The sequence below is a fragment of the Amycolatopsis sp. NPDC104775 genome, from assembly GCF_055583325.1.
Map to the genome: position 1 here is coordinate 210,378 of NZ_JBVJOE010000005.1, position 20,395 is coordinate 230,772.

Sequence of the window (20,395 nt, forward strand, 5' to 3'; positions counted from 1 at the left end):
CCGTGAGGGAACCCTGGGGAATCAGATTCAGGGTTCCCTCACGGACTTACCGGCGGTGCACCAGGATCCGCGCTCCGTCGCCGGGAACGAGCGTGATGTGCCGCGTCTTCGTCCGTTCCGGCCGGGGACTGAGCGCGCTGACCCGGTAGCGGGCGAACAGCTCCCGCAGCACGATCGTCGCCTCCAGCAACGAGAATCCGGCCCCGAGACAGCGCCGCGCGCCGCCGCCGAACGGGAACCAGCTCCCGGTGGGCGGGCCGCTGCCGAGAAAGCGCGTCGGATCGAACACCTCCGGCGACGGATGGTGCTCCGCGTCCGCGTGGACCAGCGAAATCGACGGCAGCACCATGTACCCGGCGGGCACGGTGTACGGCCCGACCCGCAGGTCCTTGGTGAGCTTCCGCGAGACCTCGGAGATGATCGGCCGCAGCCGCATCGCTTCCTTGGCCACTGCTTCCAGGTACTTCTCGTCGCCCTCGTCGGCGGCGCGAGCGGTCGCCGCGGCGGTGGCGGGATCCCGGGCCAGCTCGTGCAGCGCCCACGCGAGCGCGGTAGCCGTGGTCTCGTGCCCGGCCAGCAGCAAGGTGATCAGCTGGTCGCGCAATTCGACGTCGCTGAGCTGATCGTCGCCGGGCACGATCAGCAGCCGGGACAGCACGTCGGTCCGCTCCGCGAGATCCGGTGCCGCCCGTCGTTCGGCGATCTCCGCGTACAGCAGCTGGTCGACCCGCTCCTGCCGCTCCCGGTTGCGCCGCCACGGCCCGAATTTCTGCAGCGCCGGACTGTGCCAGCCGAAAAGATCCAGCGCGCTGATGTCGATGACCTGCTCCAGCGCGACCCGCAATTCCGCCAGCCGGGGTCCGTCCGCCACCCCGAACACCACCCGCAGGATCACTTCCAGCGTCAGCGCCCGCATCCGGTCGTGCGCCCGGAACGCCCGGTCCTGCGGCCACCGCTCCAGTTCCGCGGCCGTCAGCTCGGTGACCATGTCGCGATACCCGCGCATCGCCGCGCCGTTGAACGCGGGCATGAGCAGTTTCCGCGCCCGGCGGTGCTCTTCCTCGTCGGTGAGCAGCACGGAATGCTCGCCCAGCATGGGTTTGAGCACCATGTTCCCCTCGCCGGCGTGGAACGTTTCGACCGGACCGGCGAAGATTTCGCGGACCAGGTCGAGGTCCCCGATCAGCACCACCGAACGTTCCGGGTAGAGCCTCAGCCGCACGACATCGCCGTAGCGCCGGCGCAGCAGCGGAAGGAGGGAGTTGCGGAAAGCGCCGAAAAGGACGGTTTGCACCGCGAGCGGCAGCCGGGGACCTGGCGGAAGAGGGGAATGGGCGCGGATGGGCGTGCGCAGAGCCATGCTTCGTTCGTACTCGCGCCGAACCCCGGTGTCCACCAGACTTGACCCTCACGCCGCGTGAGGCGCGATCGTGGTTTCTCGCAAGGGCCAATCGGCCGAAAAGACAGGGGAGAACGATGGGCTACCAGGTGGGCGAGGCGGCGGCGCTGGCCGGCGTCACCGTGCGCACGCTGCACCACTACGACGAGATCGGGCTGCTGTCGCCGACCGGGCGGACCGCGTCCGGCTACCGGCGCTACGACGAGGCCGATCTCGACCGGCTGCAGCGGATCCTGCTCTACCGGGAGCTCGGCTTTTCCCTGGAGACGATCGCGTCCCTGCTCGCGGACCCGGAACCGGACGCCGACGCCCACTTGAAACGGCAGCGGGAGCTGCTGGTGGCGAAGGCGGACCGGATCGCGCGCATGGTCGCGGGCGTCGATCGATTGCTGGAGGCGAGAGCCATGGGCAACATGTTGACTCCCGAGGAGAAGTTCGAGGTGTTCGGCGGGTTCCAGCCGCCGGAGGGCTACGCGGAGGAAGCCGTGCGGCGCTGGGGCGACTGCCCCGAGTGGCAGCAGACCCAGCTGCCGGGGAGCAAGCAGGAGTGGGCCGAGGCGGAGCGGCAGCGGAAGGACTGGGTGAGCCGGCTGGTCGCGCTGGTGGACAAGGGCGAGCCCGCGGACAGCCCGGCGGCCGGGCAGCTCGCCGAGGAACACCGGGCGATGCTGTCGGCGGTGATGGGGGAGTGCGGGTACGCGATGCAGCAGAAGATCGCGGACCTGTACGCCGACGAGCCCGCGCAGCTGGCGTTCCTTGTCCGGGAAGACGAGCAGCGGCCCGGCATCGGGGCGTACGTGCGGGACGCCGTACGGGCGAACGCCGTACGGCAGACGGCGTGATCGTTCCGGTGGGAGGGACAGCGCGGCTGTCCCTCCCACCGGGTGGGATGCCGGACGGACGTCACGCTTACAGTCGGAGGTATGCAGACTTGGTCATCCGTCGCCGTGCCCCGGCTGCCCGGCACGCCCCGTCCCCTCCGGCTTCACGACACCGCGACCGGGCAGGTCCGCCCGACGGCACCCGGAGCCGCCGCCCGGATGTACGTCTGCGGCATCACCCCTTATGACGCCACCCACCTCGGCCACGCCGCCACCTATCTCGCCTTCGACCTGGTCAACCGGGTGTGGCGCGACAACGGGCACGAGGTGCACTATGTGCAGAACGTCACCGACATCGACGAGCCGCTGCTGGAGCGCGCACAGCGCGATTCGGACGACTGGGTCGTGCTCGGCATGCGCGAGACGGCGCTGTTCCGCGAGGACATGGAGGCGCTGCGGGTGCTGCCGCCGCGCCAGTTCGTCGGCGCGGTCGAGGCGATCCCGGAGATCGTCGAGGTGATCGCGAAGCTGCTCGCCGACGGCAGCGCCTACCGGGCGGACGACGCCGAGTTCCCGGACGTCTACTTCGACCACAACGCGACCGGCCGGTTCGGCTACGAGTCGAACTACGACGCCGAGACCATGGCGAAGTTCTTCGCCGAACGCGGCGGCGATCCGGACCGTCCCGGCAAGCGGCACCCGCTGGACGCGCTGCTGTGGCGCGTCGCGCGCGAAGGCGAGCCGTCGTGGGAGTCGGAGCTGGGCGCCGGACGGCCGGGCTGGCACATCGAATGCAGCGCGATCGCGGTGAACCGTCTCGGGCTCGGCTTCGACGTGCAGGGCGGCGGGTCCGACCTGATCTTCCCGCACCACGAGTACAGCGCCGCGCACGCCGAAGCCGTCGCCGCCGACCATCCGTTCGCCCGGCACTACGTGCACGCCGGGATGATCGGGCTCGACGGCGAGAAGATGTCGAAGTCCCGCGGCAACCTGGTCTTCGTGTCGCGGCTGCGCGCCGACGGCGTCGACCCGGCGGCGATCCGGCTCGCCTTGTTCGCCGGGCACTACCGCGAGGACCGGGCGTGGACCGGCCAGCTTCTGGTCGAGGCGCAGGAGCGGCTGGCCCGCTGGCGCGAAGCGGTCGCGCTCCCGGCCGGGCCTTCGGCGGAGGACACCGTGGCACGGCTGCGCGACCACCTCTCCGACGACCTGAACACGCCGAAGGCCCTCATCGCGATCGACGCCTGGGTCACGTCGGCCCTGCGCCGCGACGGCGCCGACGAGGCGGCTCCGGGCGCGATCAAGGATGCCGTGGACGCCTTGCTGGGCATCGTTCTCTGAATTCGGCGGAAAGCGAGGCCGAGCGGTCCGCCGCCCGGCCTCGCTTGCTAACTGTATAACGACCTATACATCCTGGCGCAGGCCATCAACCAGCGCCAGGTGGTCGCCTTCCCAGCGACGGCGCAGCCACCGGTCATGCGAAGCAAGGACGACCGCGCCCGGCGCGCTGTCGAGCGCTTCGGACAGTTCCTCGGCCAGGCTGAGGGACAGGTGGTTGGTCGGTTCGTCCAGCAGCAGGACATCCGGCGGCTCCGCGAGCAGCACCGCCAGCGCCAGCCTGCGCCGCTGACCCACGGAAAGCTCGCCGACCGGACGGTCGTGCTCCCGCGGCGGCAGCAGCCCGAGCGTGGACAGCGAAGGTGCCGCTTCGCCGGCCGCCGCCCGGTAGACCTCCCGCGCGGTCCGCTTCGGCCGGGCGAACGTGACGTCTTGCTCCAGCAACCCCACCCGCACCCCGGGTCCGAAGTGGACAGTCCCGGCCGATGGCGTGAGCTGACCGGCCAGCACCGCCAGCAGCGTGGATTTGCCCGCTCCGTTGCCGCCGGTCACGAGGAGCCGCGCGGTGCGGTCCACGTCGAGTTCGTCCAGGCGCACCCGGCCCGGCACCGCGATGCCGTGCACGGACACCGCCGGGCCTTCGCCGCTGGTTTCCGCGGTGAGGGTGGCCCGGAACCGCAGTGGCGCGGGCGGTTTCCGGACTTGCTCGCGCTCCAAGGTGTCGAGCTTGAGCTGCGCGTTGCGGACCCGGCGGGAAATCTGCTTCTGCACGCGACCGGTCTTGAAGTCGTAGAGCATTTTCGCGTTGTCCCGCGGCGCGCGGTTGTGCGCCACGCGGCGCGCGGTGCCGTGCACGGATTCCCGCAGCTGTTTGAGTTCCTCCTGTTCTTCGGCGAACCGCTGCTCCCAGCGGGCTCGCTCGGCCTTTTTCTGGCTGAGGTAATCGGTGTAGCTGCCGCCGTAGCGCGTCGCGCCGCCCACGCGGCGGTCCGCCGGAACCGGATCCAGGTCCACGATGTCCGTGCAGACCGCGTCGAGGAACACGCGGTCGTGCGAGGACAGCACGACGACGCCGGTCAGCTCCGCGAGGTGGCGCTCGAGGAACTCCATCGCGTTGTCGTCGAGGTGGTTGGTCGGCTCGTCGAGCAGCAGGATGCGCGGCCGCCGCACGAGCAGCGCAGCGAGTCCGAGCCTCGATCGCTGGCCGCCGGAGAGCGTCTGCAGCCGCCGGTCGTGCCTGAGGTCGCCGAGCCCGAGCCCGGCGAGGACGAGGTCCGCGCGGCGGTCCGCGTCCCACAGGTCGTGGGCTTGCGCCCATTCCAGGACGTGGCCGTACTCGCTGAGCGCATCCGGGTCGTCGGGACGTTCGGCGAGCACGGCGGCGAGCTTGTCGAGCGTGGCCGCCGCGGTCCGGATCTCCGCGAGCGCCTCGTCGAGGACGTCGGAAACCGTCGCGGTGCCGGCGAACGGCAGTTCCTGGAAGAGGAAACCGAGATCGCCGTGCCGCACGACGTCGCCGGCGCGCGGGACTTCAAGCCCGGCCAGCAAGCGCAGCAAGGTGGATTTTCCGACCCCGTTCTCGCCGACGAGGCCGATCCGCCTCCCCGGCGACGCGACGAGCGAGACGCCGTTGAGGACGGTGCGGGCTCCGTAGCCGAAGACGAGGTCGGAGGCGTGCAGGACAGGAGACATGAGTGATCACCGGGCCTTTGCGGTGGAAGCGAAATCCCCGACGGGCAACGCGCGGCTTCCCGGGAGCAGGGCTCGACCGGGAGCGGCCTCGATGCGGGGAGGGCTCGGATCAGCTGTCCATGATGGGCGGGAGCTTAACGCGGGGGCGGCGGGGGAGCGCAAGTGATTTTCGCTCGATCTCCACGAGGACCCGTTGTCGCTGCGGATGAGCACGCCGTCCCGCTTGACGTCAGGCCGACCGCCTGCAACTCTGAAAGAGAACTTTCGAAAGAAACCTTTCAGAGTAGGGACGGCTGATGGCTGAACTGCCCCCGCGCAAGCGCGTCGAGGACGTCGAGCTGCTGCGGGCGCTCGCGCATCCGCTGCGGTCGGCGCTGGTGCACCACCTGATGGCGGTCGGCCCGTCGACGGCCAGCGAATGCGCGGACGCGGTCGGGTCGACGGCGTCGAACTGCAGCTGGCATCTGCGGAAGCTGGCCGAGCACGGCCTGGTCGAGCGGGCCGAGGGCGGCGACGGCCGGGAGCGGCCGTGGCGGGCGTGCCAGGTCGGGCTGGTGCTCGGCGGCCCGGGCGGCGACCCGGCGGTCGCGGCGGCGCAGCTGGCGGTCACTGGAACCGAGCTGGCCGAGGAGCAGGAGCTGACCCAGCGGTACCTCGACACGCTTGAGCAGCTGGACGAGGGCTGGCGCGAAGCGGGCGGCTTCTTCTCCTACGGCCTGAACGCGACGCCCGCCGAAGTCACCGCGCTGACCAAGGCGATCGACGACCTGATCCGGCCGTACGTCAGCACGATCCGGTACGACGCCCCGGCCGACGCCCGGGCGGTCTTCCTCTCGATGCGGGCCTTCCGCCGGATCGGGCACGACGGGAAACCGGCATGAGAAGGCTGCTCGCCGCGCCGGGATTCGCCCGGCTCTGGGTCTCCGCGTTCTTCGGCGAGACGGCCGAATGGATGCTGCAGGTCGCGCTGCCGGTGTACCTGTTCGTCCGTACCGGGTCCGCGGTCACGACCGCGTTGAGCATCGTGCTCGGCCTGCTGCCGGCGGTGGTGCTGAGCCCGGTCGCCGGGGTGGTCGCCGACCGGTGGGACCGCCGGGTCGTGCTGGCGGTGGTGTGCGCCGGACAGGCGCTGGTGGTGCTGCCGCTGCTGGCCGGAACCGAGTTGCCGGTGGCGGCGATCTACGCGGTGATGGCGGCGCAAGCGGGGCTGGCCTCGGTGTTCGAACCGGCGCGAAGCGCGCTGGTGCCGGAACTGGTCGGCGTCGAGGACGTCACTCCCGCGAACGGGCTGATGAGCGTGAACAGCAGCGTCGCGCGGCTCGCTGGCGGCTGGGCCGGGGGAGCGTTGCTGGGCTGGGGCGGACTGGATCGCGTGGTCTTCGGCTACCTCGGCGCGCTGGCGGTCGCGGGAATGCTGCTCGCGTTCCCGTTCCGCCGCGCGGCAGTGCGCAAGACCGCGCCTGAGAAGCCGGATTGGCTCGCCGGGGTCCGCGATCTCGCGGGCAGGCGGCTCCGCGCGACCAGTGTGTCGGCGCTGCTGACTTCGCTCGCGCAGGGCATGTTTCTGGTGCTGTTCGTGGTGTTCGTGCTCGACGTCCTCCGCGGCAGCGAGGCCGATGCCGGGCTACTGCGCGGGGTGCAGGCGATCGGCGGCCTGGTGGCCGGGTTCGCGGTGGCGACGCTGGCCCGCCGGGTGGCACCGGTGCTTTTGCAGGGCTGGGGCTTGGTCGCCGCCGGGCTGATGTCGGTGGCGATCTGGAATCTTCCGGGCGCGACCACGGTGCTCGGGGTGTACGTCGGGCTGTTCATGGCGGTTGGCGCGCCCGCCGTCGTGGCCGGGGCCGGGCTGCTGTCGCACGTGCAGGCCGAAACCGGCCCGGACCGGGCGGGACGGGTGCTGAGCACGGTGTACGCGCTGATGGCCGCGGGCACGGCGGCCGGTTCGCTGCTGGCCGGCGCGCTCGTCGCGGTGACCGGCCCGACAGTGCTGCTGAACGTGCAGGCAGGGCTCCACGTGAGCGCCGGGCTGGTCGTTCTGGGGTGGGGGAATGGGCGGTTCCGGCGCTCCCGGGCGCGGAAACTCGTTACGGTGGACAAGTGCCGTCTCTCTTCGCCACCAGCGACCTCCACGTGACCCACGAGGGCAACGGCCCGATCGTCGACGAAATCGTGCCCGACGGTCCCGGCGACTGGCTGCTTGTCGCCGGCGACGTCGCCGAGTCCGCCAAGGTCGTCCGGGACACGCTCGCCAGGCTGCGCGAGCGGTTCGCGAAACTCGTGTGGGTCCCGGGCAACCACGAGCTGTGGACCACGCCGAATGACGAATGCCAGCTGCGCGGCCAGGCGCGGTACGAGTTCCTGGTGGAGCAGTGCCGCGCGATCGACGTGCTCACGCCCGAGGACGAGTTCCCGGTGTGGGAGTTCGGCCCGGAGCCGCTGACCGTCGCGCCGCTGTTCGTCTTCTACGACTACAGCTGGCGCACCCCGGCGACCGAGGGCAAAACCCGCGAAGAGGCGCTCGCGCACGCCCGCGAGATCGGTGTCGTGTGCACCGACGAGTACTACCTGCACCCCGACCCGTACGAATCGCGCGCCGCCTGGTGCGAGCAGCGGTTGAAGGTGAGCCGGGACCGGCTAGACGCGATCCCGGCCGGCCGCCGCACGATCTTGATGTCGCACTGGCCGCTGCACCGGCACCCGACGAACCCGTTGTACTACCCCGATTTCGCGCTCTGGTGCGGCACCACGCAGACCGAGGACTGGCACCTGCGCTACCGCGCCGAGCTGGCGGTGTACGGGCACCTGCACATCCCGCGCACCACCTCCGCGGACGGGGTGCGGTTCGAAGAGGTCTCGCTCGGCTATCCGCGGGAGTGGCGGAAGCGGGCGCGCGGCGCGGTGCCGGTGCGGAAGCTGCTCACCGCCTGAACGCGACCGGCCTGCCCGCGCAGCCCGGTCGCGCCCTTCACCGGATCAGTCGAAGGAGAGCCGACAGGCGGTCGCCGCGACCTGCGCGGGGACGTCGGCACGGCGAAGGACCCGGTAACACTCCATGAACGTGGCGGCGTCGCACGCGTCGCGCGCGAGCCAGGGTTCGATGTCGTACTCGCCCACCGCGTAGTCCATGCAGGCGCCGAAATCGTTCACCTTCACCGGCGAAACCGGTGCCGCCGACGCGGTCGCCGCCGACGCGGTGATCGCGCCCGCCGCGAGCACTGCCGCCGCTAGTGCCTTGCCGAACATGTCCATACCTCCTGGTCCGCGCGACGTCGCTCGCGCAAGGCCAGTCAACGAGACGTGTTCGGGACGGCGCCAGAGCGGCGCGGCGCGATCAGTCAACGGCGCAGGCGCCGTCATCCCGGCGGGCGGCCGGTTTCACTGTTCGTAGTCCGGAAATCACGGTGTGCTCCCTCGCTCGTGTGCGGAGAGCCACCCGTTCTCGAACGGCCTCAGCGGAGCCCGAACCCGCCGTCCTGCCCGGGACGCCGCCGCCGCAGGTAGCGTTCGAACTCGGCGGCGATCTTGTCGCCGGAGACCTCTTCCATGGTGAAGTCGGTCTCGGCGTCGCCGCGTTCCTCGAGGCTGCGCACGTACTCGCTGATTTCCTCGTCCTCGTCGGCCATCTCGCTGACCGTCTGCTGCCACTCCTCGGCCTGCTCCGGCAGCGCGCCGAGCGGGATCTCGACGTCGAGCACGTCCTCCAGCTTGTGCAGCAGCGCCAGGGTGGCCTTCGGCGACGGCGGATGCGAGACGTAGTGCGGCACCGCGGCCCAGATCGACACCGCCGGGATGCCCGCCTGCACGCAGTAGTCCTGCAGGATGCCGACGATGCCGGTCGGGCCCTGGTAGTTGCTCACCTCGAGCCGGTACTTGCTCGCGGTGTCCTTGTCGTAGGCGGTCCCGGTGACCGGGACCGGGCGGGTGTGCGCGGTGTCGGCCAGCAGGGCGCCGAGCGCGACCACCATCGCCACGTCCAGCTCCTGGACGTGCTCCACGATCTCCGCGCAGAACTTCCGCCAGCGCATGTTCGGCTCCGGGCCCTGCACCAGCACCAGGTCGCGGTCGAAGCCCTCGGGACGGCACACCGACAGCCGGGTGGTCGGCCATTCGACCCGCCGGGTGATGCCGTCGACCATCTTCACCGTGGGGCGGCTGACCTGGAAGTCGTAGTAGTCGTCCGGCTCGAGCTCGGCCAAGGGCGTCGCGTCCCACGTGAGCTGGAGGTGTTCGATCGCCTGGCTGGCCGCATCGCCCGCGTCGTTCCAGCCCTCGAAGGCCAAAATCATGATCGGGCGCGGGGCATCGGTGCGGTCCTGCTCCGGGTCGCCGGGCCGCGGGGTGTCGTCGACAGGCTCACTCACCTGACCAGCCTACGGCCTCGGCCACCTACGCTGCGCAGCGTGTCCGCCCCCGCGTGTCACAGCCCGGGTGTGGCCCCGCTCACGGCGGTGCGCGTGGGAGGCTGGAGGCGGGCGCGCCCGGCCGGGGCGCGCAGGCGGACAAGGAGAAACTGTGACTGAACCGTCCTCTTCGGACGGATTGGCGGCTGTCCTCTGGGACATGGACGGCACCCTCGTCGATTCCGAGAAACTGTGGGACGTCGCGCTGTACGAGGCCGCCGAGGCGCTCGGGGGCACGCTTTCGGAAGAAATCCGGATGACGCTCGTGGGGTCCAACATGGACGCCACCGCCACCGTCCTGCTGGAGCAGACCGGCCGCCCGGTCACGCCGGAAGCGGTCGCGGAAACGGGGGAGTGGATCCGCCGCCGCACCGCCGGGCTGTTCGACGACGCGCTGCCCTGGCGTCCGGGCGCGCGCGAGGCGCTGGCCGCGGTCCGCGCGGCCGGGATCAAGTCCGCGCTGGTCACCTCCACCGAACGGGCGCTGACCGAACTCGCGCTGGACACGATCGGGCGGGAATTCTTCGACGTCACGGTCTGCGGCGACGAGGTCGGCGGCGAGAACAAGCCCCTCCCTCGGCCGTACCTGAAGGCCGCCGAGCTGCTGGGCGTGGCTCCGGAGCGGTGCGTCGCGGTGGAGGACTCGCCGCCGGGCGCGGAATCGGCCGAACGCGCTGGCTGCGCGGTGCTCGTGGTGCCCAACGACGTGTCCGTGCCGGACGGCCCGCGCCGGGTGTTCCGCACGTCGCTGGCCGGTGTCGGCGTGCCCGAACTGGCCGCGCTCCTGCCGTCGCTGTGACCCCGGCGGCTTCCGGGTCACCCGGAACGGCGCGGACGAGCGCGGGATGAAAGGATTCGGCCCCGTGAAGACCTTCGATGAGCTGTTCGCGGAGCTTGCCGAGCGCGCGCGTACCCGTCCCGACGGGTCCGGCACCGTCGCCGCACTGGACGCCGGGGTGCACGCACAGGGCAAGAAGGTGCTCGAAGAGGCGGGCGAGGTGTGGATCGCCGCCGAGCACGAATCCGACGAGCGGCTGTCGGAAGAGATCTCGCAGCTGCTGTACCGGGTGCAGGTGCTCATGCTCGGCCGGGGGCTTACGACCGAGGACGTGTACCGCTACCTGTGACGCGCTCGCGCACCGGAGACCGAGGAGAGACCGAAATGCTGCGTGTTGCCGTGCCGAACAAGGGAGCCCTCGCCGCCGCCTCGGCGGAGATGCTTTCCGAGGCGGGCTACCGCAAGCGACATGACGGCAAGGACCTGACCGTGCTCGACCCGGTCAACGAGGTCGAGTTCTTCTTCCTCCGTCCCAAGGACATCGCCATTTACGTCGGCTCCGGCGAACTGGACCTCGGCATCACCGGGCGCGACCTGGCGCTGGATTCCGGAGCCCCGGTCGACGAGGTGCTCGCGCTCGGCTTCGGCGCGTCGACGTTCCGCTACGCCGCGCCCGCCGGACGAGACTGGAAACCCGCTGACCTGCACGGGAAGCGGCTCGCGACGTCGTACCCGCGGCTGGTCCGCGACGACCTCGCGCGGCACGGCGTCGAGGCCGAGGTGATCCGGCTCGACGGCGCGGTGGAGATCTCGATCCAGCTCGGGGTCGCGGACGCCATCGCGGACGTGGTCGAGTCCGGCCGGTCGTTGCGCCAGCACAACCTGGTGGCGTTCGGAGAACCGATCTGCGCGTCGGAAGCGGTGCTGCTGCAGCGCGCCGGGAGCGAGGGATCGAAGGCGAAATCGCAGCTGGCGGCCCGGCTGCAGGGCGTGGTTTTCGCGCAGCACTACATGATGCTCGACTACGACTGCCCCCGCGACATCCTCGACCGGGCCATTTCGATCACGCCGGGGCTGGAGTCGCCGACGGTGGCGCCGCTGGCGGACGAGAAATGGGTCGCGGTGCGGGCGATGGTGCCGCGCAAGGAAGTCAACCGGATCATGGACGAGCTGGCCGAGACCGGCGCGAAAGCGGTGCTGGCGTCGGACATCCGGTCCTGCCGGTTGTGAGAACTGCGTGACCATAGGGCGTCTTCTCTTCGGAGGGGACGCCCTCTGTCGCATGTAGAAGGTGCTCAGCGGGGCCGGTTCGGGCGCTTCGGCATCAGGTCGTAGAGCTTCTTGCGCGCGCCGTTGTCGTTGACGTTGCGCGCCACCGCTACCTCGGAGATGAAGTCCTCGAAGACGAACTCGTCGTCAGCGGGAACCTCGGTGGGGCCCGGATTCTGCGCCAGGTAGCCGTCGAGCGTTTCGGCGATTTCGCGGAACGACACGGCCTGGATGGTTTCCGGGGCGAACGTCGTCACCGGCACGCCGTGCGCGGCCGCCTCGTTCATCACGACGCCCAGCGGGATGTGCGAGAGCATCGGGACGCCGAAGGAGTACATCTCCTGCAGCGCGGCCGCGGCGTAATGCGAGATGGGGCGGCGGTAGAGGCCCGGCACGATGCCGAACCACGAGATGGGGGAGCGGCCCGTGGTCTGCTCCACGTAGCGGACCTGGTCCGACAGCAGGCGCAGCGCCCGGATGCTCGTCTTGTCCGGCTGGACCGGCACCAGGATCCCGTGCGAGGCCGCCAGCGCGTTGTTCGTCAGCACGTCCTGGGCCGGCGGGCAGTCGATGATCACGTGGTCGTAGTGCGCGAACTGGATCACCCGCGCCAGCTGCCAGCCGGGCACCCGGAACTGGTCCAGCCTGCGGATCAGGTCGAACATCCCCGGCGACGTCGGGATCACGTCGAACGCGCCGCCCCGGCCGAGGTTGCTGCGCGGATGCGGGACCGCCAGCTGCTCGATCGGGCCCTTCCACAGCTTCGTCAGCGCCTTGGCCAGACTCGGCGCCTCCGCCGGGACCTCGTCCATGCCGAGCATCTCGGTCGTCGCGTGCCCCTGCGGGTCGAGGTCGACGAGCAGCACCCGCCTGCCGCGTTCGGCGAGGGCCGCCGCCGCGCCCACGCTCAGCGAGGTTTTGCCCACCCCGCCCTTCTGGTTGACCACCGAGGTGATCTGCATGCCGGAGCGCTCCCTTGTCGGTCGTTCCGCGAAGGCTATCGGACTTGCCCGCCGAGGCGCGCTCATCCGCCCCCGGCCTGTCGCGGCCGCACCAGCAAAGCCTGCGCGCCGGTGCCGACCGGGCCGGAACGGTCGTGCAGCGTACTGGTCGCGGTGCCGATCCCGTGCGGTCCGACCAGCGTGACCGCGTCCAGCCCGATCCACTCTCCCTCGGGGATCCGGCGCAGGTGCACGGTCAGCTCGGAGTTGATGAACCACCAGTCCGCCGTCGGCAGGAAGTGCGACACGCCGTTGCCGGAGTCGGCGATGACGAACAGCCGCTGCAGGCCCGTCGGCTCCTCGCCGTCGACCAGCGGATACCGCTGCCGCGCCCACACCGCGGCCGGGCCCGGCCCGGAGATCGCGCCGCGGACCGAACGCCATTCGATCGCGTGCAGGTAACCGCCTTCCCAGCCGTCCGGGAAGGCCGCTTCGGTGCCCGCTTCGGCCGCGGGCAGGAGCGGGCCGCCGTCGGTGGCGACGTCGCCGGTGTCGGACGTCGCGATCCGCCACCCCGACGCCCGCGCCACCGTCCGGCCGTTCGCGGACAGTTCGGACTGGACCAATTCGACCGTCCGGCCCGGCCGCTCGATCCACGACCGCTGCTCCAGCTCGCCCACCGGAGCCGGCCCGAGGATCTCGACTGTGACCCGGGCCAGCTGCGCCGGACGCGCCGACTCCAGCCGTTCGAGCCCGCGCACCAGAAGCGCCGACGGCGGACCGAAATGCTGCGCCCCCGGACTCCACGGGCCGGTGGTGTGCTCAGTCGCCTCGTACCGCTCGCCGCCGAGCGGGAGGAAAAACGCGTCGCCCATCAGTCGGCCCGGTCCAATACCGTCTCCTCGCCCGGATCAGGCTCCGGCCAGCCCGGATACTCCGGCGGCGTGCCCCCGAACTCCGGGCAATGCGCCTGGTGGTCGCACCACGAGCACAGCCTGCCCTTGTTCGGCCGGAAATCGCCGGTCCTGCCCGCCTTCAGGATCGCCTGCCAGATCGCTTCCAGCGTCCGCTCGAACCGGACCAGCTCCGCCTCGTCCGGCGTGTAGGCCAGCGACTGCCCGTCAGTGAGGTACATCAGCTTCAGCTGACGCGGGACGACCCCGCGCAGCCGCCACAGCACCAGCGCGTAGAACTTCATCTGGAACAAGGCTTTCGCCTCGCCGATCTCCCGCGGAGCGGCGCCGGTTTTGTAGTCCACGACCCGGATTTCGCCCGTCGGCGCGACATCCACCCGATCGATGTACCCGCGCAGCAGCACCCCCGAGCCCAGCTCGATCTCCACGTGCAGCTCGCACGCCTCCGGCTCCAGCCGGCGCGGATCCTCCAGCTCGAAATAGGAATCCAGCAGCTTCTCGGCCGAGGCCAGCCACTTCTCGGTCTCGCCGGGTTCGCCGTCCGCGAACAGCTCCGTCCACTCCGGACTCTCGGCGGACAGCTCCGTCCACGTCGGCGCGAGCAGCTCCTTCGCCCGCGGAGCGACCCGTTCCGCGGCGGGCAGAGCGAAAAGCCGCTCCAAAACCGCGTGGACGAGCGTGCCGCGCAGCTGCGCCCGGGTGGGCACCTCCGGCAGCCGGTCGACCGCGCGGAACCGGTACAGCAGCGGGCACTGCTTGAAGTCGCTCGCCCGGGACGGCGACAACGCGGGCCGCCTCCGGGCGGGAGCGTCGGCCCCGGGAGGGGTGGTGACCGTAGCGGTGTCGGACATGCCGTGAGCCTAACGCCGGGGTACGACAATTGTGTTTGCCCCGCTGTGTCTGATGGCGCCGACTTCGTCGTCGCGGGCGGGATCGCCTGGAAGTCGGCGCGTCGAGGAGCAGCGCACCCGGCCCGGGGGGCCGTGCACGCTGCTCCTCGACGCGCCGACGCGATCCCGCGTTTGGGTCAGGTGGGGATGGGTTGGGTTGGGTTGGTTGGGGGTGTGGCGTGGGTAGGGTTTGGGGGGTGGGCAGGCCGCGTGGGATGACGCCGCGGGGGGCGGGGTGGCTGCCGGGCGGGTTTCGGATGGGGAGTCATTCCCATGCTTGCGGGCAGCTGGTGTACGCGGCCAGCGGGGTGTTCGCTACTACCACTGAGTTCGGGACTTGGGTCGCGCCCGCGGATCGGGTTGCGTGGACTCCGCCGGGGTTCGAGCATGCGCATCGGTTTTACGGGCGTACGGACGCGCGGATTCTCGCGGTGCCGGTGGAGGAGTGCGCGGCGCTGGCGCGGGAGCCTCGGGTGTTCGCGGTGTCGCCGTTGCTGCGGGCGGGGATTCTGGCGCTGACCGGCGAGGACGAGCGGTCGGCTGAGGCGGCGGCGCGGGTTCGGGCGGTGGTGCTCGACGAGCTGGGAAAGACGCCGGGCGAGTCGTTGCATCTTCCGGAGCCCCGGGACGACCGGGTGCGGGCCGTCACCGAGCTGCTGCACGACGATCCGGGGCGGGAAGAGACGCTGGCCGAGCTGGGCAGGGCGGCGGGAGCCAGCGAGCGGACTCTCAGCCGGTTGTTCTCCGCCGATCTCGGCATGAGCTTTCAGCGCTGGCGCACGGTGCTGCGGGTCCATCACGCGTTGTTCCGGTTGACCGAGGGCGAATCGGTCACCGACACGGCGATCGTGTGCGGGTGGTCGAATCCGTCGGCGTTCATCGCGGCGTTCACGGCGCTGGTCGGGCAGACGCCGGGGCGCTACCAGGCCGGAGTGCGCGGGCAGCGGGAGCAAGGTGGCGGGTTTTCGTTACCGGGCGGCTGATGAGCGGTGGCCGGTAGTCCGGAGCCGGGAAGAAAGTGGTGATCACCAGGCCGGCCCGCGGGTCGGCGAACACTCTTTCCGGGGAACGAAATGACACAGGCAGACGAGAAAACCACCGTGGTCGTCGTGGGCGGCGGGGTGGCCGGGCTGACGCTCGGCACAGTCCTCCTTCGCAGCGGGATCCCTTGCGTCGTCTTGGAAAAGCACAGCCGCGAGTACGTCGAGCAGCGCCAGCGAGCCGGATCTCTCGACGGTCGCGGCGTCCGGATGCTGCACGACTGGGGAGTGGGCGAGGCAGTCGAGGGACACGGCGACGGACGATCCGACGTCACGCTGCCGTTGATCGTCCACGGCGAGAAGCGCGCCTGGCGAATGGACACCGACGAGGACGGCGCCGGTGCGTTCATCCCGCAGCAGGTGCTCGTCCAGAACCTCATCCGGATCTTCCTTCGCGACGGCGGCGACCTCCGGTTCGAGGCGGACGACGTCACGCTGGAAGGGCTCGACACCGAGCAGCCCCGGGTGCACTACCGGGACAAAACGATCAGCTGCGAGTTCGTCGCTGGCGCCGACGGGTTCCACGGAATCAGCCGGACGGCGATCCCGGACGGCTTCCTTGCCTGCCACAGCCACGAATTCGGGTACGCCTGGCTCAGCGTCCTGGCCGAAGTGCCTGCCGACCCGCTAGCCGTGATGGCGGTGCATTCCCGGGGCTTCGCCGCCCAGATCACCCGCGGCCCCAACGCGAGCCGCATCTACCTCCAGTGCCCTGTCGACGACACTGCCGACGCCTGGCCGGACGAGCGCGTCTGGGAAGAACTCGGCACGAGGTTCGGCTCGCCGGTGCGGCGGGGGCCGATCGCCACGAAACAGGTCGTGCCGCTGCGCGGGGTGGTGTTCAGCCCGATGCGCTACGGCAGGCTGTGCCTTCTCGGGGACGCGGCGCACCTGATTTCCCCGATGAGCGCGGAAGGGATGAGCCTCGCGCTGCACGACGCGGAGGTCCTCGCCCGCGCGATCGTCCACCAGGTGGAGAAGGACGAGCCGAGCCTGTTGGAGAGCTATTCGGACACCTGCCTGGCGCACGTCTGGGAACGGCAGGCGGCGGCGGTCTGGATGACCGACACGATGCACGACTCCGGGGACGCGACCGGCCGCGGGGAGTTCCGGAAGCGGATCGCCCTGGCCAACCTGGAGAACCTCGTCCAGCCGCGCCCGCCGGTGCCCGCCTGACGAGCCGAGGCCGCGGAGGGCTGCTTCCGGAGAGCTAGACCTCCGCGGCCGCCGGGCGAGACCGACACCACTCGTCCGGGGAGACCGGGTCACCGGCTTCCCACACGCCGACCCCTACGCTGTGCCGCATGGCCGCGACCAGTCAGCACGGTGCCGGGCCCGCGCGGCGCGCCGGCGGGGACGGCGGCCTGCTGCTGTTCCGGGTCGGCGGGGTGCCCGTTTTGCTCGCCCCGTCGTGGTGGATCGGGTCGCTGATCATCGTGGTGCTCTACGCGCCGCTGGTCGGACGGCTGCTGCCGGACGTCTCGACGCCGACCGCGTGGCTGCTCGCCGCCGCGTTCGCCGTGCTGCTCGGGCTTTCCGTGCTCGCGCACGAACTGGGGCACTGCCTCGTCGCGCTGCGGCTCGGGATCCCGGTGCGGCGGCTGCGGCTGTTCCTCCTCGGCGGACTGTCCGAAGTGGCCCGGACGCCGCGACGGCCCGGCCAGGAAGGGCTCGTCGCCGCGGCGGGGCCCGCGGTTTCGCTGGTGCTGGGCGGGTTCTGTTCGCTGCTGCTGTTCGCGGTGCCGCCGGACGGCGCGGTGTGGCTGCTGGTCGCGGAGTGCGCGGTGGCCAACTTCGCGGTCGGGTTCTTCAACCTGCTTCCCGGTCTGCCGCTGGACGGCGGACGGCTCGTGCGCGCCGGCGTCTGGGCGGTGACCGGGTTGCGGGCCAAGGGAACCCGGGCCGCGGTCGCCGGCGGGGCACTGGTCGCGACCGGGCTGATCGTCTGGGCGCTGCTCGGATTGGCCATGCAGAGCCCGGACCGCTGGCTGCGGCTCGGCGTCTGCGTCGTGACGGCGTGGTTCGTGATCCTCGGCGCGCGGTCCGAACTGGCCGCGGAAGCCCGGCGCGGCTGGCCCGCGGGACTGGAACTGTCCGATTTGGTGCGTCCGGTCTTGCAGCTGCCCGCGGAAAGCCCGGTGTCCGACGCCTTGGCGGCGTCGGCGGGACGCGGCGTCGTGCTGGTGCGCGCGGACGGTGTCGCGGCGGGATTGCTGGACGAGCAAGCCGCACAACAGTTGGCGAGCGTCAGCCCGCACGCGCCCGCCGAGCAGGCCGCGGAACCGATTCGTGCCGAGACGGTGCTGCTGGCGTCGGAGCCGGGGGAAGAGATCGCCGAGCGCGTGCGCGAGACGCCCGCCTGGCAGTTCCTCGTGGTCGACGACGAAGGCCGTCCCGCGGGCGTGTTGCGCCGCGAAGACCTGCGGACCGCGCTGATGCAGGGCCGTCGCGCTCAGTGAGGGGCACCCGCGCACGACGGGCGCGGGACGACCTGCGAGGATTCGACGTCGGCGTTCCGGTTTTCGCAGTGGAGGAAGAAGTTGTCGGTCAGCGGACCGTTTCGTGCAGGTGACCGGGTTCAGCTGACGGACTCGAAAGGCAGGCACTACACCCTTACGCTCGCCGACGGCGGCGAGTACCACACGCATCGCGGCGCTCTCGCGCACGACGACCTCATCGGCCGTCCCGAGGGCAGCGTGGTCACTTCGGCGGGCGGCAGCACGTATCTCGCGCTGCGCCCGCTGCTGCCGGACTACGTGCTGTCCATGCCGCGCGGCGCGCAGGTGATCTACCCGAAGGACGCCGCCCAGATCGTGATGTGGGGCGACATCTTCCCGGGCGCCCGCGTCCTCGAAGCCGGTGCCGGTTCGGGCGCGCTCACCTGCTCGCTGCTGCGCGCGGTCGGCCCGGCGGGGCAGGTGTTCTCGTACGAGATCCGCGACGACCACGCGGAGCACGCCGAGCGCAACGTGGTGAAGTTCTTCGGCGAGAAGCCGGACAACTGGACGCTCACCGTCGCCGATCTGGCCACGCACACCGGCGAAGTCGACCGGGTCGTGCTGGACATGCTGGCACCGTGGGATCAGCTGCCGAACGTCGCCGAGCATCTGGTGCCCGGCGGGGTGCTGACCGTGTACGTCGCCACCGTCACCCAGCTGTCGCGCGTCACGGAATCGCTGCGGGAACAGCAGTGCTGGACCGAGCCGGAGTCGTGGGAGACGCTGATGCGGCCCTGGCACGTCGTCGGCCTGGCGGTGCGGCCGGACCATCGGATGGTCGCGCACACCGCTTTCCTGCTCACTGCCCGTCGGCTGGCGGACGGCACAGTGTCGCCGCGCGTTTCACGACGGCCCAGCAAGGGCAAAGGCTAACCAGGGATGCACCATCGCCCGTTCTCGCGCCGCAGCGGGAACGGGGTTTCCTTGTGCCCGCCGGTGCCTTCGACCCGGACGGTCACCGTGGCGTCGTCGCCCGCGATCGCCGGTGGCCCGGCGAGCGTGACGCGCAGCGGACCGGCGGCGTCCCATTTGGCTTGAAGTTCCCGCAACGCCGCGGCAGTTTGCGGTTTGCAAGCGAGAGTGCCGAATTCGGCGGAGTCCGCGCGCGTGATCGCGTCGACGAGAGTGCGCGCCAGCGTCGCGATCGCGGCCTGATCCGCCGCGGGCGCGGGAGTCGAGGACGTGCTGCTTCGCGGCGGCGGTGGGGGAGCGGGCGGTTCCGAAGAGGGGCGGGCGGGCCCCGGCAGCCCGATCAAGAGCAAGCCGAGGACACCGCCCGCGACAACGACTGCGAGCAGGCCGAGTGCCGTGCCGAGCCGGCGTCTCACCTAGTGGTCCGTGCTGACCTTCCCGAGGCACCAGGCCCCGCCCTGGCGAAGGGCGGTGAGGGTGCCGTCGGCGGTCTTGGCGGCCATGGTGACGTGGTACTTCACCGTCGCCTGGTCGCCGTTCTCCTGCGGGCTGCTGGTCAGCTCGAAGTGGATGCCCGAGGGCATCTTCTCGGTCGGCTTCTGGCCCTGGGTGAGGCTGGTGCACAGCATCGAGTACAGCCCGTCGGTGTCGGAGCTGTTGTACGCCGCGGACGCGGCCTGGAACAGCTCGCCCGAGGTCGCCTTCGCGCCGGACGCCGCCGGGTAGTTTCCGCTGCTCGAACCCGACGACGAGGTCGACGGGGACGAGGACGAACCGCTGCTCGAACTGCTGGACGGCGACCCGGTGGCCGGGGCGGAGGACGACGCCGGCGCCGCGGTCTTGGCGTCCTTGGTGTCCTTGCTGTCGCCGGTCAGCCAGATGACCAGGCCGGTCGCGCCGCCCAGGACCACCACCGCGCCGATCGCGAGGCCCACGATGAGGCCGGTCTTCTTCTTTTTCGGCGGCTCCTCGCCGAACCCGCCGAACTGCCCGGGCTGCTGCCCGAACGGCCCGCCGGGCTGGCCCGGCTGCTGCCCGAACTGGCCAGGCTGACCAGGCTGACCAGGCTGCTGTCCGAACTGCCCGAATTGGTCCGGCTGCTGGCCGTACTGCTGGGGACCGCCCTGCTGCGGGTATCCGCCCTGGTAGGGGCCGCCCTGCCCGGGGGAGCCGGGACCGGGAGCGGCGGGGAATCCGCCGGACTGCGGCTGCCCGCCCTGGTTCCATCCGCCCTGCTGAGGCTGCTGCCCGTACTGCGGCTGGCCCCCGTACGGGTTCGGCTGCCGGCCGCCCTGGTCCCAGCCGCCGGGCTGCTGCGGCGGATACGTCATCTCGGTTCCCCCTGCCGTGCTCGCGAAAGTCCAGGCCACGAGCGGAGCGTGGCCACCCGGGGATGCTAGCCATCCGCGCGCCCTTCCGCGCAGCCAACCCGCAACTCGGTTTCGCGCGCTCTCCGGCGGGGCATCCGGAGCGCGTTCAGTTCCGCGTTGCGGAAACCGCGCG

21 protein-coding genes are annotated in these 20,395 nt (G+C 71.1%); 12 read left to right on the forward strand and 9 right to left on the reverse strand.

Annotated features, from left to right (window positions below):
• Positions 1-46: 46 nt before the first annotated feature.
• Positions 47-1,360, reverse strand: coding sequence for a cytochrome P450 (locus ACZ63D_RS23560; protein WP_465356491.1), 1,314 nt, complete (start codon positions 1,358-1,360; stop codon positions 47-49).
• A 116-nt stretch (positions 1,361-1,476) separates the two neighbouring features.
• Between ACZ63D_RS23560 and ACZ63D_RS23565 the strand changes: the two genes are divergently transcribed.
• Positions 1,477-2,241, forward strand: a complete 765-nt coding sequence (locus ACZ63D_RS23565; protein ID WP_465356492.1) for a MerR family transcriptional regulator — start codon at positions 1,477-1,479, stop codon at positions 2,239-2,241.
• Positions 2,242-2,322: 81 nt separating this feature from the next.
• Complete coding sequence (gene mshC / locus ACZ63D_RS23570; RefSeq protein WP_465356493.1) at positions 2,323-3,561, forward strand: cysteine--1-D-myo-inosityl 2-amino-2-deoxy-alpha-D-glucopyranoside ligase; 1,239 nt, start codon at positions 2,323-2,325, stop codon at positions 3,559-3,561.
• A gap of 63 nt (positions 3,562-3,624) precedes the next feature.
• Here the strand turns inward: mshC and ACZ63D_RS23575 are convergent, their stop codons facing one another.
• Positions 3,625-5,250 carry an ABC-F family ATP-binding cassette domain-containing protein gene (locus tag ACZ63D_RS23575; protein WP_465356494.1) on the reverse strand — a complete coding sequence of 542 codons (1,626 nt, stop codon included), beginning with the start codon at positions 5,248-5,250 and terminating at the stop codon, positions 3,625-3,627.
• Between the two features lie 296 nt (positions 5,251-5,546).
• Between ACZ63D_RS23575 and ACZ63D_RS23580 the strand changes: the two genes are divergently transcribed.
• The 3 genes from ACZ63D_RS23580 to ACZ63D_RS23590 are packed head-to-tail and all read left to right on the forward strand — an operon-like array spanning position 5,547 to position 8,178.
• Complete coding sequence (locus ACZ63D_RS23580) at positions 5,547-6,131, forward strand: ArsR/SmtB family transcription factor (protein ID WP_465356495.1); 585 nt, start codon at positions 5,547-5,549, stop codon at positions 6,129-6,131.
• On the forward strand, positions 6,128-7,384 hold the full coding sequence (locus tag ACZ63D_RS23585; protein WP_465356496.1) for an MFS transporter: 1,257 nt from the start codon (positions 6,128-6,130) through the stop codon (positions 7,382-7,384). Before ACZ63D_RS23580 ends, ACZ63D_RS23585 begins: the two co-directional genes overlap by 4 nt.
• Positions 7,348-8,178, forward strand: a complete 831-nt coding sequence (locus ACZ63D_RS23590; protein ID WP_465356497.1) for a metallophosphoesterase family protein — start codon at positions 7,348-7,350, stop codon at positions 8,176-8,178. Before ACZ63D_RS23585 ends, ACZ63D_RS23590 begins: the two co-directional genes overlap by 37 nt.
• Positions 8,179-8,223: 45 nt before the next feature.
• Here ACZ63D_RS23590 and ACZ63D_RS23595 read toward each other — a convergent pair whose 3' ends face one another.
• Positions 8,224-8,493, reverse strand: a complete 270-nt coding sequence (locus ACZ63D_RS23595) for a hypothetical protein (RefSeq protein WP_465356498.1) — start codon at positions 8,491-8,493, stop codon at positions 8,224-8,226.
• Positions 8,494-8,699: 206 nt separating this feature from the next.
• On the reverse strand, positions 8,700-9,611 hold the full coding sequence (locus tag ACZ63D_RS23600; RefSeq protein WP_465356499.1) for a PAC2 family protein: 912 nt from the start codon (positions 9,609-9,611) through the stop codon (positions 8,700-8,702).
• Between the two features lie 151 nt (positions 9,612-9,762).
• Between ACZ63D_RS23600 and ACZ63D_RS23605 the strand changes: the two genes are divergently transcribed.
• From ACZ63D_RS23605 to hisG, 3 genes are all read left to right on the forward strand, one after another.
• Positions 9,763-10,449 carry an HAD family hydrolase gene (locus ACZ63D_RS23605; protein WP_465356500.1) on the forward strand — a complete coding sequence of 229 codons (687 nt, stop codon included), beginning with the start codon at positions 9,763-9,765 and terminating at the stop codon, positions 10,447-10,449.
• A 64-nt stretch (positions 10,450-10,513) separates the two neighbouring features.
• The gene (locus ACZ63D_RS23610) at positions 10,514-10,777 is read left to right on the forward strand and encodes a phosphoribosyl-ATP diphosphatase (RefSeq protein ID WP_465356501.1); all 264 of its coding nucleotides are present in this window, start codon (positions 10,514-10,516) and stop codon (positions 10,775-10,777) included.
• Between the two features lie 35 nt (positions 10,778-10,812).
• Positions 10,813-11,658 (forward strand): ATP phosphoribosyltransferase, encoded by an 846-nt coding sequence (gene hisG, locus ACZ63D_RS23615; protein WP_465356502.1) that lies wholly within the window; start codon positions 10,813-10,815, stop codon positions 11,656-11,658.
• Positions 11,659-11,723: 65 nt separating this feature from the next.
• Here the strand turns inward: hisG and ACZ63D_RS23620 are convergent, their stop codons facing one another.
• The 3 genes from ACZ63D_RS23620 to ACZ63D_RS23630 form a co-directional block, all read right to left on the reverse strand.
• A complete protein-coding gene (locus tag ACZ63D_RS23620; RefSeq protein WP_465356503.1) occupies positions 11,724-12,659 on the reverse strand; it encodes a ParA family protein in 936 nt (311 codons plus the stop codon).
• 62 nt (positions 12,660-12,721) lie between these two features.
• Positions 12,722-13,513, reverse strand: a complete 792-nt coding sequence (locus tag ACZ63D_RS23625) for a thioesterase family protein (RefSeq protein WP_465356504.1) — start codon at positions 13,511-13,513, stop codon at positions 12,722-12,724.
• The gene (locus ACZ63D_RS23630; RefSeq protein ID WP_465356505.1) at positions 13,513-14,403 is read right to left on the reverse strand and encodes a RecB family exonuclease; all 891 of its coding nucleotides are present in this window, start codon (positions 14,401-14,403) and stop codon (positions 13,513-13,515) included. The genes ACZ63D_RS23625 and ACZ63D_RS23630 overlap by 1 nt, the downstream gene beginning before the upstream one ends.
• A gap of 296 nt (positions 14,404-14,699) precedes the next feature.
• Between ACZ63D_RS23630 and ACZ63D_RS23635 the strand changes: the two genes are divergently transcribed.
• From ACZ63D_RS23635 to ACZ63D_RS23650, 4 genes are all read left to right on the forward strand, one after another.
• A complete protein-coding gene (locus ACZ63D_RS23635; RefSeq protein WP_465356506.1) occupies positions 14,700-15,425 on the forward strand; it encodes an AraC family transcriptional regulator in 726 nt (241 codons plus the stop codon).
• A 90-nt stretch (positions 15,426-15,515) separates the two neighbouring features.
• A complete protein-coding gene (locus ACZ63D_RS23640) occupies positions 15,516-16,658 on the forward strand; it encodes a 4-hydroxybenzoate 3-monooxygenase (RefSeq protein WP_465356507.1) in 1,143 nt (380 codons plus the stop codon).
• Positions 16,659-16,786: 128 nt separating this feature from the next.
• Positions 16,787-17,941, forward strand: a complete 1,155-nt coding sequence (locus tag ACZ63D_RS23645) for a M50 family metallopeptidase (protein WP_465356508.1) — start codon at positions 16,787-16,789, stop codon at positions 17,939-17,941.
• Between the two features lie 81 nt (positions 17,942-18,022).
• Positions 18,023-18,853 (forward strand): tRNA (adenine-N1)-methyltransferase, encoded by an 831-nt coding sequence (locus tag ACZ63D_RS23650; RefSeq protein ID WP_009078143.1) that lies wholly within the window; start codon positions 18,023-18,025, stop codon positions 18,851-18,853.
• On the opposite strand, the gene ACZ63D_RS23655 is transcribed toward ACZ63D_RS23650, so the two are convergent.
• Together ACZ63D_RS23655 and ACZ63D_RS23660 are read right to left on the reverse strand one after the other, a co-directional pair.
• Positions 18,850-19,308, reverse strand: a complete 459-nt coding sequence (locus ACZ63D_RS23655; RefSeq protein WP_465356509.1) for a hypothetical protein — start codon at positions 19,306-19,308, stop codon at positions 18,850-18,852. The genes ACZ63D_RS23650 and ACZ63D_RS23655 overlap by 4 nt on opposite strands.
• On the reverse strand, positions 19,309-20,262 hold the full coding sequence (locus ACZ63D_RS23660; protein WP_465356510.1) for a hypothetical protein: 954 nt from the start codon (positions 20,260-20,262) through the stop codon (positions 19,309-19,311). It lies immediately after the preceding gene.
• Positions 20,263-20,395 lie beyond the last annotated feature (133 nt).